General features: G+C 70.8%; 14 protein-coding genes. 9 read left to right on the forward strand and 5 right to left on the reverse strand.

Features of this window, described 5'->3' with window-relative positions; all coding sequences use genetic code 11:
• Nucleotides 1-297: 297 nt before the first annotated feature.
• From ACFO0C_RS47095 to ACFO0C_RS47110, 4 genes are all read left to right on the forward strand, one after another.
• Nucleotides 298-897, forward strand: coding sequence for a transcriptional regulator (locus ACFO0C_RS47095; RefSeq protein WP_378073419.1), 600 nt, complete (start codon nucleotides 298-300; stop codon nucleotides 895-897).
• Entirely contained in the window at nucleotides 894-2,378 is a 1,485-nt protein-coding gene (locus ACFO0C_RS47100; RefSeq protein WP_378073420.1) for a PEP/pyruvate-binding domain-containing protein, read from the forward strand. Before ACFO0C_RS47095 ends, ACFO0C_RS47100 begins: the two co-directional genes overlap by 4 nt.
• Nucleotides 2,379-2,627: 249 nt before the next feature.
• Complete coding sequence (locus ACFO0C_RS47105; protein WP_378073421.1) at nucleotides 2,628-3,116, forward strand: DinB family protein; 489 nt, start codon at nucleotides 2,628-2,630, stop codon at nucleotides 3,114-3,116.
• Nucleotides 3,117-3,121: 5 nt separating this feature from the next.
• Nucleotides 3,122-3,508, forward strand: a complete 387-nt coding sequence (locus ACFO0C_RS47110) for a VOC family protein (protein ID WP_378073422.1) — start codon at nucleotides 3,122-3,124, stop codon at nucleotides 3,506-3,508.
• Nucleotides 3,509-3,654: 146 nt separating this feature from the next.
• Here ACFO0C_RS47110 and ACFO0C_RS47115 read toward each other — a convergent pair whose 3' ends face one another.
• Nucleotides 3,655-4,026, reverse strand: coding sequence for a winged helix-turn-helix transcriptional regulator (locus tag ACFO0C_RS47115; RefSeq protein ID WP_378073423.1), 372 nt, complete (start codon nucleotides 4,024-4,026; stop codon nucleotides 3,655-3,657).
• 116 nt (nucleotides 4,027-4,142) lie between these two features.
• Between ACFO0C_RS47115 and ACFO0C_RS47120 the strand changes: the two genes are divergently transcribed.
• Nucleotides 4,143-4,508 carry a DoxX family protein gene (locus tag ACFO0C_RS47120; RefSeq protein ID WP_378073424.1) on the forward strand — a complete coding sequence of 122 codons (366 nt, stop codon included), beginning with the start codon at nucleotides 4,143-4,145 and terminating at the stop codon, nucleotides 4,506-4,508.
• A gap of 95 nt (nucleotides 4,509-4,603) precedes the next feature.
• On the opposite strand, the gene ACFO0C_RS47125 is transcribed toward ACFO0C_RS47120, so the two are convergent.
• From ACFO0C_RS47125 to ACFO0C_RS47135, 3 genes are read right to left on the reverse strand one after another with little or no spacing between them, the layout of a single operon-like run.
• On the reverse strand, nucleotides 4,604-5,512 hold the full coding sequence (locus tag ACFO0C_RS47125; protein ID WP_378073425.1) for an anti-sigma factor RsbA family regulatory protein: 909 nt from the start codon (nucleotides 5,510-5,512) through the stop codon (nucleotides 4,604-4,606).
• Nucleotides 5,509-6,342, reverse strand: a complete 834-nt coding sequence (locus tag ACFO0C_RS47130; protein WP_378073426.1) for an MEDS domain-containing protein — start codon at nucleotides 6,340-6,342, stop codon at nucleotides 5,509-5,511. Before ACFO0C_RS47130 ends, ACFO0C_RS47125 begins: the two co-directional genes overlap by 4 nt.
• Nucleotides 6,343-6,355: 13 nt before the next feature.
• Entirely contained in the window at nucleotides 6,356-7,054 is a 699-nt protein-coding gene (locus ACFO0C_RS47135) for a GNAT family N-acetyltransferase (RefSeq protein WP_378073427.1), read from the reverse strand.
• A 53-nt stretch (nucleotides 7,055-7,107) separates the two neighbouring features.
• Here ACFO0C_RS47135 and ACFO0C_RS47140 point away from each other — a divergent pair, with 53 nt between their 5' ends.
• The 4 genes from ACFO0C_RS47140 (at nucleotide 7,108) to ACFO0C_RS47155 (ending at nucleotide 11,567) form a co-directional block, all read left to right on the forward strand.
• Nucleotides 7,108-7,794 (forward strand): hypothetical protein, encoded by a 687-nt coding sequence (locus ACFO0C_RS47140; RefSeq protein WP_378073428.1) that lies wholly within the window; start codon nucleotides 7,108-7,110, stop codon nucleotides 7,792-7,794.
• Between the two features lie 168 nt (nucleotides 7,795-7,962).
• Nucleotides 7,963-9,747: a diguanylate cyclase domain-containing protein gene (locus ACFO0C_RS47145; protein WP_378073429.1), complete on the forward strand. Its 1,785-nt coding sequence runs from the start codon at nucleotides 7,963-7,965 to the stop codon at nucleotides 9,745-9,747.
• A 25-nt stretch (nucleotides 9,748-9,772) separates the two neighbouring features.
• Complete coding sequence (locus ACFO0C_RS47150) at nucleotides 9,773-10,441, forward strand: GTP pyrophosphokinase (protein WP_378073430.1); 669 nt, start codon at nucleotides 9,773-9,775, stop codon at nucleotides 10,439-10,441.
• Between the two features lie 343 nt (nucleotides 10,442-10,784).
• Nucleotides 10,785-11,567: a GNAT family N-acetyltransferase gene (locus tag ACFO0C_RS47155; RefSeq protein WP_378073431.1), complete on the forward strand. Its 783-nt coding sequence runs from the start codon at nucleotides 10,785-10,787 to the stop codon at nucleotides 11,565-11,567.
• A gap of 408 nt (nucleotides 11,568-11,975) precedes the next feature.
• Here the strand turns inward: ACFO0C_RS47155 and ACFO0C_RS47160 are convergent, their stop codons facing one another.
• The gene (locus ACFO0C_RS47160) at nucleotides 11,976-12,833 is read right to left on the reverse strand and encodes an MOSC domain-containing protein (protein ID WP_378073432.1); all 858 of its coding nucleotides are present in this window, start codon (nucleotides 12,831-12,833) and stop codon (nucleotides 11,976-11,978) included.
• Nucleotides 12,834-12,876 lie beyond the last annotated feature (43 nt).

The raw sequence follows: 12,876 nt of genomic DNA on the forward strand, positions 1-12,876 counted from the left end.
CGGACCGCCCTCCGCCACCGCCCCCACCTCCCCCTCCACCACAGCCGCCCCCACCGCGATCCCACCGCCAGGCGGACCGCCCTCCGCCACCGCCCCCACCTCCCCCTCCACCACAGCCGCCCCCACCGCGATCCCACCGCCGGGCGGACCGCCGGCCGCTCGTCCTGGGTTTCCGATCGGGGACGACACCGAGGTCGCGGTCCGGATCCGGGGCGGGCGGATCGTTGCGCGGGCCTGGGGGCGGGGTGCCGGGCATGCCGTTGCGATCGCGCTGCCCACCGATGAGACGGAGTCGTCGTGACTGATCTTCCAGTGCTGCACACACTGCGGTGTCTCGGCTTCACCGACCTGGACCGGGTGGCGGCCGCCGGCGGGCTGACACCGTCCGAGACCGAGTCACGGCTCATCGACCTTGCGGTTGAGGGGCTTGTCACCCGTACCTCCGGGGCGTTCGGCGGTTGGGGTCTGACCGAGGCCGGCAAGGCCGAGGATGCCCGGCTGGTCGCCGCCGAGCTGGACGCCGCCGGAGCGCGACCCGCGGTGGCCGGGGCGTTCGAGGAGTTCCTGGTCCTCAACCCGGAGCTGCTCGACCTGTGCACGGCGTGGCACATGCGGCCGTGGGACGGCGTGGCCGAGGTCAACGATCACACCGATCCCGCCTACGACGCCCGGGTGCTGGCCCGTTTCGTCGACCTCGACCGGCGGGCGGCAGCCGTGTGCGAGGCGCTCGGCACGGCGCTTCCCCGCTTCGGCGGATATCGGGGCAGGCTGACGGCGGCGCTCGATCTGGCTCGGGCGGGCAAGCTGGAGCATCTGGCCGACACCACCACCTCGTATCACAGCGTCTGGTTCCAACTGCACGAGGATCTGCTGGTCACACTGGGGATCCCACGATGAGATACATCCACGGCCTCTCCCCGGCCGCAGCCGGTGAGACTCTCTCCCCGGCCGTGCCCGGTGAGACCCTCTCCCCGGGCGCACGCGGTGAGACCCTGTCCCCGGGCGCACGCGGCGAGACCCTCTCCCCGGGCGCACGCGGTGAGACCCTCTCCCCGGCCGTGCCCGGTGGGATCTCCGCACCCGCGCTGGTGATCGGTGGGAAAGGGGCCGGGCTGGTCACCTTGATGGGGCTCGGCCTGTCTGTGCCGCCCGGGTTCGTCGTGTCCACGATGGCCTGCCGTGAGTTCCTGCGGGACGGGCGGTGGCCGGATGGGCTCGGCGAGTCGCTCGGTGACGCGATGGGCGAGTTGGAGGCCGCGACCGGGCTGGTGTTCGGCGGGGTGGAACGACCATTGCTGGTGTCGGTGCGGTCCGGGGCGGCCGTGTCGATGCCGGGCATGATGGCCACCTTTCTCAACGTGGGCGGGCCGACCCCCGCCGAGGCCGGCCGGCGGCTGAGGCAGTCCGTCGAGGCGGTGTTCGCGTCGTGGCACACGCCCCGGGCCACGACCTACCGGGAGTTGCACGACATCCCCCATGATCTGGGGACCGCCGTCGTCGTGCAGGCGATGGTGTTCGGTGATCGTGACGGGCGCAGTGGCAGCGGGGTCGCGTTCAGCCGGGATCCCAGCACCGGCGTCAGGGTCCCCTACGGTGATGTGCTCTTCGGTCATCAGGGCGATGACGTCGTCTCCGGCCGCACGGCCACCCGGCCACTCGGTGAACTCGCCGGTCGCGAACCGTCCGTGTGGGCCGCACTGCTCGACGGGCTCGACCGGGCCGAACGACATTTCCGGGATGTGTGTCATGTCGAGTTCACGTTCGAGTCCGGGCGGCTGTGGTTCCTTCAGGTGCGGCCGGGTGGACTGGCTGGGCGGGCGGCGGTGCGGGTCGCGGTCGATCTGGCCGACGAGGGGATCATCGATCGGGCGACGGCCGTGCGGCGGGTGACGTCGCGGCAGTTGCGGGCGGCGCGTACCCCGCGGATCAGGCCCGGATCGGACATCCTCGCCCGGGGTGTCGGAGCGAGCCCCGGTGTGGCGACCGGCCGGGTGGCGCTCACCGCCGACCGGGCCGCCCGGATGGCCGCCGCCGGACCGGTCGTTCTGGTCCGGCCGCAGACTTCACCGCTCGACATGCACGGTCTGGCCGCCGCGGCCGGGATCGTCACGACGGTCGGCGGCCCGACCAGCCATGCCGCCGTCGTGGCCCGTTCGATGGGCAAACCGGCGGTGGTCGGCGCGGCCACCCTCACCGCCGATCCGGCCTCCGGTTGTGTCCACACGCCGGTCGGCCCACTCCCCGAGGGCACCCTGATCACCATCGACGGTACCGGTGGCGAGGTGGTGAACGGCCCCGCCGAGACGACTACCGCCGACGCCGACCCCCAGCTGAACCGGCTGCTCACCTGGGCCGCCGACATGCCTGTCCCACCTTGAGAGCCGCGCCGCCGGCATGCTTGTCCCCTGAGGGCCGGGCCGCCGGCATGTTTCTCCCCTGAGGGCCGGGCCGCCGGCATACCTGTCCCACCCTGAGGGCCGCGCCGCGTCCGGCCGGTCATTCGCCGGCCCCACTCGCTTTGCGGTGCGCCCGGTGAGGAGGGGCCGTCGACGGTGAAGCGGCCTGGCTCCGAAGATCGATCGGAGGGGTTGCGGTGCCGGAGCGGGTTCGCGTGGCAGGCTGTGGCGGTGTCTGTAGACGATGTGATCGATCAGCCGCTTCGGGTTCAGTGGGAGTCGTTTCTTGACGATCATCGGGCTGCGCTCCACGAATGCCTGGACGGGCTGACCGAGGAGCAGGCCCGGCGGCGGCTCGTGCCGTCCCGGACCACGCTGCTCGGGCTGGTCAAGCACGTCACGTTCGTGGAGCAGGTGTGGTTCGACGAGGCGATCACTGGGCGGCCGCGCAGCGAGATCGGGATTCCCGACACCGCGGATGAGTCGTTCGTTCTCGACGGGTCGGACACCATCGACAGTGTCCGGTCCGCCTATCGGGAGGCCTGTGCAGCGTCGCGGGCCGCTGTGGCGCCGCTCGGACTGGACGATGTCGTGACCGGCAACCGGCGCGGGCCGGTGCCCCTGCGATGGATCTACCTGCATTTTCTGCGTGAGATCGCCCAGCACTGCGGGCACGCCGAGATCCTTCGCGAGCAGATCCTCGCCGACCGGTCGCGGTGAACCCGATGCCGGAGACCGATCGGTGGGCGCGTTCCGACTGGTGGGGCGTGGTGATCGACGCGCCGGACGTGGAGGTGCTGGCCCGGTTCTATGTCGAGTTGCGGGGCTGGTCGATCTGGCGGCGCGAACCCGGCAACATCGTGCTCGACGCCGGGGACGGGGTGGCCTACCTCGCCGTTCAGCACAATCCGGACTATGTGCGCCCGGCCTGGCCGGCGGAGGGCGGCCGGCAGCAGATGATGCTCCACCTGGATTTCGAGGTCACCGACCTGGCGGCCGCTGTCGCCCGTGCCGTGGATCTGGGCGCGGAGTTGCCCGCTCACCAGCCGCAGGAGAACGTGCGGGTGCTGCTGGATCCGGCCGGTCACCCCTTCTGCCTGTACGCCCCCTGAGCAGCGGCACACCGGAGGGCGACAGCGTCGGGCAGGAAGGAACGGCATCTCGGGTGCGGGGGCCGGAGAGCGGCAGCCGCCGAAGGCGGAGAGCGGCGTGGCGTGCGGTTGTGGGAGTTGTGGCCGTACCCCCAAGGTAATGACCGTCAGTGACGGATTGCGTAAGCTTCCCGGCTTGCCTCGATGCCTGGTGCGTGGGTGATCGCCCAGCCCGCCAGGGCGAGAGCGGGTGCGATGAGGCTTTTGCCGGTCGGGGTGAGGGCGTACTCGACGCGCGGTGGCACCTCGGCGTGGACGGTCCGGGTGATGAGGCCGTCGCGTTCAAGGTTGCGCAGCGTGAGCGTCAGCATGCGCTGGGAGATGCCGGGGACCTGGTGGTGCAGTTCGGTGAAGCGGAGTGTGCCCTGGTCGAGGGTGGCGACGATCAGCAGCGTCCACTTGTTGCAGATCTGGTCGAGGATGGCGCGGAGTGCCCGGCCGCCGTCGCCGCGGATCATGCAGGTGTGTTCGTAGTCCACCGGTGACAGCTCCCTGTGCGTCAGGCACATGTCTGTGCCTTTTGTAAGGGTCCCGAAAGTACCGCATCATGTGGTCACTTACCTCTGGTAACCCTCCTTGTCGAAGGGCCTTTCTCATGCATGTCGCCTATGGGGTGCTCGCTGTCCTGCTCGCGGTCTTCTACGGGTACGCCGGTGGGAAGAAGGTCACCCAGAGCCGGGAGCGGCTGCTGCCGATGATGGGCTGGGTCGATAGGACGCCGATGGGGCTGGTCCGGGTGATCGGCGGGCTGGAACTGGCCGGGGCGGCCGGGCTGATTCTGCCGCCGCTGACCGGGATCGCGCCGGGGCTGGCGCCGGCCGCGGCGATCGGGCTGACGGTCGTGCAGGTCGGCGGGATCGTCGTGCACGTGACGCGCGGTGAGGTGAAGGTGATCGGGCTCAACATCGGGCTGCTGGTGGCGAGTGCTGTCACCGCATGGCTGGCGACGATCTGGCTATGACAGGAGGTTCAGGGCGGTGAGCCGTCGACGAGCCGCGCGGAACGCCGCGTCCCGGTCGATGAGCGTGTTGTCCAGGTCCACCAGCAGAAACGGCATCAGAGACCCATGTAGAGACGGATCGTCGTCGCCCCGGGCCGTGTGTGGACCCGCACCAGATCGCACAGATGGTGGGCGAGCAGCAGCCCTCGCCCACCGGGCACCCGCGGGTCCGCCGGGATCCGTCCGGCCAGCGGCTCGGCGATGAACCCGCGATCGCTGATCTCGCACACCAGCCGCCCGTCCTCCACCCAGGAGGTGAGGCTCCCACCGCCGGAGGTGTGGACCATCGTGTTCTCGGCGAGCTCGTTGACCGCCGTGACCAGGTCCTCGGTCCGGTCCGCCGCGAGCCCGCCCGCGACCGCCCGCGCCGTGGCGAACCGCCGGACCCGGCTGAGATCGCCGGGCACCGCATAGGCCACCCGGTCCGCATCGTCGGGCGCGGCCGACAGCCGCCGGTTGAACCGTTCGGCGACGGCGACCGGATCGCCGTAGGCCGGGTTCGCCCGCCGCTGCCCGTCGACGATCACCACGGGATGGGTGAGCCAGGCGTCGGAGGCGTCGAGGGCGCCGGTGTCGTACGGGCAGAGCAACGTCACGTCCCGCCCCGCGAACACCACGTTGACCAGTGCCTCGTGCTGCACGCAGGCGGGTCGTTCGACAGCGGACCGCCCGGGCCAGTCCGGCTCGCCCACGATCGAGACCCGCCGCCCCGGATGGGCGTCGGCGAACGCGAGCAGCAGTCCGGGGATGATCCGGCCCGGGTTGCGCCCGGCGTCGGCCATGTCCGCGTAGGACACCGCCCCGTCGAGGCCGGACAGCGCCTCCCGCAGGGTCGACAGGTTGGTCCCGGGCACAGCGACGAGCACCGCGTCGCCGGCCGCGACCGCGCCGTGGACGAACCCGGTCGTGGCCCGCAGATAGTCGTCGGCGCCCTGGTAGAGCAGCCCCGGATGGTCGAAGCTCACCGGTCGCAGACCGCCTGGGCACCGTTGAACACGAGCAGCCGCCGCAGCCCGGGCGAGCAGCCGACGACGTGGAGTCGGGGTGCGCCGGCGACCGCGACCTCCAGCAGGATCCGCACGGTGGCGGCATCGGCGAACCGCAGGTCCGACACGTCCACGGTGATCTCGTCGGCCGCGACGTCGTCGGTGAGGCGCTCGAGCACGGCCCGCAGCGCCTGCCGGTTCGACAGGTCGGCCTCGCCGTGGAGGCGGATGCCGGGCGGGTCGCCGGTCCGGGCGAACCGGAGGGCGGGCTCGTCGTCGGGGCCGGTGCCACGGTCGACGGCGGCCGGATGCGCCCAGGTGACCCGCTGGAGTTCGGCCGGCGAGAACAGCCGCCGGTCGTAGAGGCAGATCGCCATCGACTGCCGCTCGGCGAAGACCCGGTTGACGTTCGCCTCATACCAGGCCAGGCGGTCGGCGCCGGGAACCGGGCCGGCCACCGCCCACGACATGTCACCGATCGCGCGCAGCCCACGGAATCCGTCGGCGCGGGCCTGTGCGGCCTCGGTGCGCCACCCGGCCATCGTGGCCTCCGGGTCGAACCGGCCGGACGCGAGATAGGAGTCCTCAGGCGTCGCCATCACGAGCTGGCCCCGGTCGACGGCGTCGTGCACGCCCAGTTCGTCGGCGAGGTGCTGCGGCCCGGGTCCGAAATAGAGGATCCGGTCGCCGTCTCGGAGGCCCGCGTCGATGTAGGTGGCGAGGCTGCGCAACCGTGTGTCGTCATCGTCGACGACGACACACGCATGGTCACCCGGCCGAAGCCGACCGAGCATCCCCGCCTCGATCATGTCGACTCCTCCGTCATCGGACCCGGTAATGGTAGCTGTGCGAGAAGGTGAAGCCGGTCTTCCCGTACAGCCTCCGGGCCGCATCATTGTCCTCCTCGACCTGGAGGTAAAGCATCTCGGCGTCCTGTTCCGCCGACCACACCGCGCCGGCCCGGAGGATCGCCGCCGCGAGGCCCTTCCGGCGGTGCTCCGGTGCGGTCGCCATGCAGAACACCCCGCTGAGCCCGTCCCCCGCCACGAACAGCCCGAGTGCGGCGACCTGCCCGCCGACCAGGACCGACGCGTATCCGGTGGCCGCGGTGATCCTCGCGAGGACATGCTCGCTGACGGCATCGTTGCCGTAGGCCGCCCGCCACTGCGGCGTCAGCTCCGGAACGATCGTGACATCCGGTTCCGGGGCGGCCACGGCGGCGACCGGGGCGGTCAGGACCAGGGTCGGCGCGTCGTGGCGATAGCCGCGCCCGGCCAGTTCGGTGTCCAGCGCGGCGTGTTCCCCGGCCGGGCTGACCTGCACGATCACCGGAAGGTCGCGTGCGGAGTAGAACGCCTCGGCGACGCCGGCCGACGTGACCGGCCCGATCGGCAGCGCCGAGTTGTTGCGGCGTTTCCCGACACCCGGCGTGTGCCGCAGCAGCCAGCCTCCGCCCTGCTCGGCGTGGGTGGACGGCCACGCGGCGGCCGCATGTTCCTCGATCCTGACAACGCTGGTCACGATCGATGATCTTAGGGACCTCCGGTCTCGACACTGTCCGCTACGGTGGGCCGATGCCCAGAGCCGACGACTCCGCCCCCGCCTGGCTGCTGTGGCCGATCCGGGCGATAGCGGTCGTCGTGGTGCTGCCGTTCCGCCTGCTGGGCATGGCCTTCGAGGCGATCGGCCGCTTCCTGCACCGCTGTCTGATCGTGCCGCTGGCCTGGCTGTGGCACCACGCGGTCGTCATCCCCGCGACGTGGCTCGGCCACTGGCTGATCGTGGTCCCGTTCACCTGGTTGTGGCGCACGGTGCTGCTCCCTCCGGCCCGCTGGCTGGGGAAGGCGCTGGTCACGGTGCTCGGCTGGGTGCTGGCCATCCCGGTGATGCTGGTCGGCGTGCCCCTGATGTGGCTCTGGGAGAACGCCGTGGTCCCCGGCGCCGCCCTCTTCTACCGCTGGGTCCTGCGCCCGTTCGTGACGTGGGTCCTGGCCCCGATCGGCCGCGCGATCGCCTGGTTCCTGCGCGGGATCGTCTGGTTCCTGCGTCTCGGCTGGCAGGGCACGACCTGGCTGTTCCGCCAGATCTACCGCTTCTTGCTCCGCCCGATCGGCATCGCGATCGCCGTGACCTGGCATTACACCTTCGGCGCGGTGTGGCGCCACCTCCTGGCCCCCACGGGCCGCTGGCTACGCGACGAGATCCTCCGCCCCACCGGCGCCGCGATCCGGTCCGCCCTTTCCGCGCTGGGCCTCCGCTGACCCCCGATGTGGTACGGCTACGCCGCCGACCACGACGGCGGTCGCGCCCCCGTGGCCGCCTCGCGTCGTAGCCCATGGGACGGTCCGTACCAAATAAATGGCGGACCGACCGATTTCGGACAGCGGGTCCGGGCATGAGCGCGGCCGATTTGCGAGATCATGACCGGTGTGAGTGGGCGCACGTTCGGGATCCTGTCGCCGTTCGTCGGAGGGGACTACTACGGGGCGATCATCGAGGGGATCAACGCCGCGGCCGTCGCCGGCGGGGATCGGGTGATGGCCGTGCAGACGCTGGACCCCGGTTCGCACAGTGCAGATCGCAGTGGCCTGCCGGAATTCCACCTGCCAGTGGCGTGGCGGCATCTGTCCGGGCTGGCGGTACTGCCGGGTGCGGTGGGCCCGGACTATGCGGAGGCGGCCGGCCGAGCGGGGCTGCCGGTGGTGCTGGTCGCCGCGGAGACGTCGGGCGAGGGCATGTCGGTGGTGGCCGCCGACAACCGCAGCGGCGTCCGCGACGCCGTCATCCACCTGATCGAACACGGTCATGAACGGATCGCCTTTGCCGGCTACATGGTGCATTTCGACCTGCGTGAGCGTCTCGCCGGGTACATCGAGGGGCTGGCCGGCCGGGGCCTGGATCCGCTGGTGTTCGACTCGGGCGACAACCACGAGTCCGGCGGCGAGTCGGTGGCGGACGCGCTGATCCGGGCGGGTATGCCGGTGACCGCGATCGTACTGGGCACGGACCGTAACGCGCTCGGCCTGATCGAGCGGCTGACCGCCGCCGGGTACGAACTGCCGCGGGATCTGGCGGTCGTCGGTTTCGACGACATCGCCGACGCCGCCTACCTGCGCCCGGCGCTGTCGAGTGTGCGGCAGCCGCTCGATGCTCTCGGCGCGGCCGTCTACGACCTGATGACCCTGCCGCCGCAGCGGCGGCAGGTGCCGACGGTGTTCGAGCCGCGGCAGTCGTGCGGCTGCGCCTCGGACGGCCTGCCGGTGTCGGAGGCGCACACCCGGGAGCTGTTCCGGCAGGTCCGCTACTTGCAGGACACGCTGAACGTCCAGTACGAGCTCGGTGTCGCCCTGCTGGCCGAACAGGGTGGCGACCCGGCGCACCTGGACTGGCTGGACCGGACGACGGCGCGGGCCGGCTGCCTGGGAATGTGGCATCCGGACGAGCCGGAGAAGCTGGAGACGGTCGGGACCTTCCGGTGCCCGGCGGCGGACGGGAAGGTCCTCCCGGTGGATGAATTTCCGCCGGTCGAGCTGTTCGATCGGGCCGACGGTCCGGGCGGGGACATCGTGTTCACGGTGCCGGTACGCAGCCGCCTGCGGGACTGGGGGATGCTGGCAGCGGTCGGCCGAATCCAGTCGACGACCCCACCGGGCCGGGAGATGATGAACCACTCGGGTTCGCTGCTGGCAAAGGCCCTCGATTACCGGGTGGTCGAGGAACGGCTGCGTACGGCGGCGATGCGCGACCATCTGACCGGCCTGCCGAACCGGCTGCTCCTGGAGGACCGGCTCGCCCACGCGGGTCTGCGGGCGGCGCGCGAGCCCGGCTACCGGTTCGCGATCCTGCTGATGGATCTCGACGGGTTCAAGGCGGTGAACGACAGTCTCGGGCACGCGGCCGGTGACCAGCTGCTGATTCAGGTGGCGAGGCGGCTGACCGGGCTCTTGCGGCGCACCGATACGGTAGCCCGGCTGGGCGGGGACGAGTTCGTCGTGCTGATCGACGACGTCTCCGGGCCGGGCGGGGACAGTGCGGTCCGCGCCGGGATCGAGGCCGCGGTGACCGAGCCGTATTCGATCGACGGGCACGTCGTCGAGGTGGGGCTGAGCATCGGGTCGGCGGTCTCCGGTGACGGGTTGTCCGACCCCGACCTGCTGCTGCGGGAGGCCGACGCCGCCATGTACAAGGCGAAGTCGGCCAGCCGCCGACGATAGACGGATATCCGTGGAGAAGCGCGACGTGACGACCGACCAGCCCGGCCAGCTGGCTCGCCGGGGCCACCCCGAGGCCTGGCACGACCAGTGGACCGACCTCAACCATTTCCTCATGGTCTACAAGTTCGGGCTGGCCGAGATCAACACGAAGATCACGATCCTGGCCGAGGAACTCACCCACCGCGGCTCCGGCAACCCGATCGAGCACGTCAGCCCGCGTCTCAAGTCACCGGCCAGCATCACCGCGAAGGCGCGCCGCCTCAACTGCCCGCTGCACTTCGACGACCTGCGCTCCCGGATCCGTGACATCGCCGGCATCCGGATCGTGTGCAGTTTCGTCTCCGACGTCTACACGGTCGCGAACATGTTGACCCGCCAGCCCGACGTCAACCTGGTCGTCACCAAGGACTACATCGCCAAGCCGAAGGCCAACGGCTACCGCAGCCTGCACCTGATCGTCGAGATCCCGGTCTTCATGTCCGACCGGGTGGTCGCCGTGCCGGTCGAGGTGCAACTGCGCACGGTCGCCATGGACTTCTGGGCAAGCCTCGAACACAAGATCTACTACAAGCACGACCCGGACGTCGTACCGCCGCGTCTGCGCGACGAACTGACCGCGGCGGCGGAGGATGCCGCGCGTCTCGACGTCCGGATGGAACGGTTACACCGCGAAATTCACGGACCAAGACGCTGATTCGGTACGGCCACAGCGCCCGCCGAATCCACCCGGTCCCGCCGGCGCCACGCGAGGCCCGCGGCGGCCCCGGACCGAAACGCGTCCGCCGGGCTGATGCGATGGTCCAGATTTCGACGATCCGGCCGCCGTCACCGAAGGCCACCACCACCCCGAGCAGTGGCCGGCGGCCCCACCCGTGTGCTCCTCGGCCTCGAACGGAAACGTCGACACGACGTCCCGGAGCGCCCGCCGGGTGACGTCGTCGAGACGGGTGGCCCCACCGCCGGTCAGCACGCCGCGCGCTCTGGGCCCACGGCGAAAATGCGTTGCCCGGGCGGGGTGCGGATGCTGGGGTGAGCGCGTGGATCATCAAAAGGTGCTGGAACTGTTCGACCGCCAGATGCGACGCGAGATGCGGGCCGAGGGCGACGGGTCCCGGATCGAACGGGACGGCCCGGTCCTCCGGCACATCGGCACCGCCCCGGATGCCTGGAACGCCGTCGTCTGGTCGGACCTGGACGAGACCACCGCCGACGAGGCCATCGCCGGTTCGGTGCGCCGGTTCGCCGAACTGGGTTTCCCCTTCGAATGGAAGCTCTACGGCTACGACCGGCCCGCCGACCTGGCCACCCGGCTGACCGCGGCCGGTTTCGTGCCCGACGACGAGGAGACGCTGATGATCGCCGCGATCAGCGATCTGTCGCTGGACGTCACCCTCCCGCCGGAGGTCCGCATCGACCGGGTCACCACCCCGGCCGGCGTCGAGCTGATGGTGACCGCGAGCGAGCAGGCGTTCGGCGAGAACGCCGACTGGCTCCGCCACCGCCTGCTCGACCAGTTGGCCAACGACCCGGACAACGCCTACCTGTTCGTGGCGATGGCCGGCGACACCCCGGTGTCCGGCGCCCGCATGGATGTCAACGAGGGCACCGCCTTCGCCGGACTGTGGGGCGGAGGCACCGCACCGGCGTGGCGGGGCCGCGGCATCTACCGCGCCCTGGTGGCCGAACGAGCCCGGATAGCCGCCGCCCTAGGCTACGAATATTTGCAGGTGGACGCCTCATCCCAGAGCCGCCCGATCCTGGAGCGCCTCGGCTTCGCCGTACTGACCAGCACCACCCCATACAACAAAGCGGCGAGTTGAGGGCAGGCCGGTTGAGGCTGACGGACCTCAACCGGCGAACTCGTAGCGAACCTCGTCCACCGTCTCCTCAGCCTTGCGTCCGACCACGGCTTCGGCTCGCGCTTCAGACGGATTCAGCTCGCGCTTCAGAACGACTCGGCTCGCGCTTCAGACCGACTCGGCTCGCGCTTCAGACCGACTCGGCTCGCGCTTCAGACCGACTCGGCTCGCGCTTCAGACGGATTCAGCTCGCGCTTCAGACGGTCCGGCGAGTCCTTCTTCGCCGGCGAGTCCCCTTCGCCAGCGAGGCGAAGCGCCCGGAGAGCGCGTACTCCGTTGTGCCTCAGCCATCATCCGAGAAGCCCGTTGACCACCGAGGAGGTCTTGTTCCGTTCCCGGGCGGGCCGGAGGTGACCGCACCACCTGGCTTCAGATCCAGGCGGTGGTGTCGCCGACAGTCAGGTGGCCCGGCTGCTCGACGGTGGCGAAAACGCCGAAGGTCATGTCGTTGTGTTCGGCCAGAGCCTTCAGTAGGTCTCGGCGTTCCGGGGCCTGCTCCTGAGCCATGTCGATCATCGCGCAGCGGGTCAGCGGGCGGACCACTCGCAGCACCACGCCGGGGCCGATCCGCAGGCGGCGGCCGGTCCAGTCGTCCTCCGGAAAGCCGACACCCGGCACGTCGAGCAGCAGGTTGGCCCGGAAACGCAGCGGGTCGACCGGGGCGCCGTTCGACTCGGGGCCGGCCAGACCGGTCAAGGCGCGCAGGGCTGCGGTCGTGATCAGGCTGACCGGGCCTTCGTCGTGGTGCAGGACCGTCGCCTCCGGGGCCAGTGTGACCGGGCGGCCCAGGTGGTCGCTGATCGCCTGGTGACCGACCGGATCGTCGGCCGCGAAACGACGGCCGTCCGGCAGCTCCACCAACGGGACGGCGAGCGAACTGCCCGCCGGGACCCCAAGCGAACTGCCCGCCGGGACCGCGAGCGAATTGCCCGCCGGGACCCCAAGCGAACTGCCCGCCGGGACCCCAAGCGAACTGCCTGGCGGGACGGCGTCCGGCAGCGGGAGTGCGGCCGAAGCAGCATGCGGGACGGTATGGGCTCGCAGGTCGAAGAGGCCGGGCATGCGACGGAAGCGCCGGGTGTTCTTGCCGCTGCCGAACTTGCCGTCAGCGTCGCGGACCGCCCACAGACGGTCACCGGCCAGCCCCCGGGAGTCAGCCTCAGCAGCCTCGACCACCTCCCCGAGCAGGGATTTCACCGGGTAGCGACGTATCTCGACTAGTTGCACCCGCCGACAGTAGGGGATCCGGAAATCCGATTGTTAGGGTCGG

The sequence above is a fragment of the Actinoplanes subglobosus genome (genome assembly GCF_042650585.1).
In the GTDB taxonomy this organism is placed as follows: Bacteria; Actinomycetota; Actinomycetes; order Mycobacteriales; family Micromonosporaceae; genus Actinoplanes; species Actinoplanes subglobosus.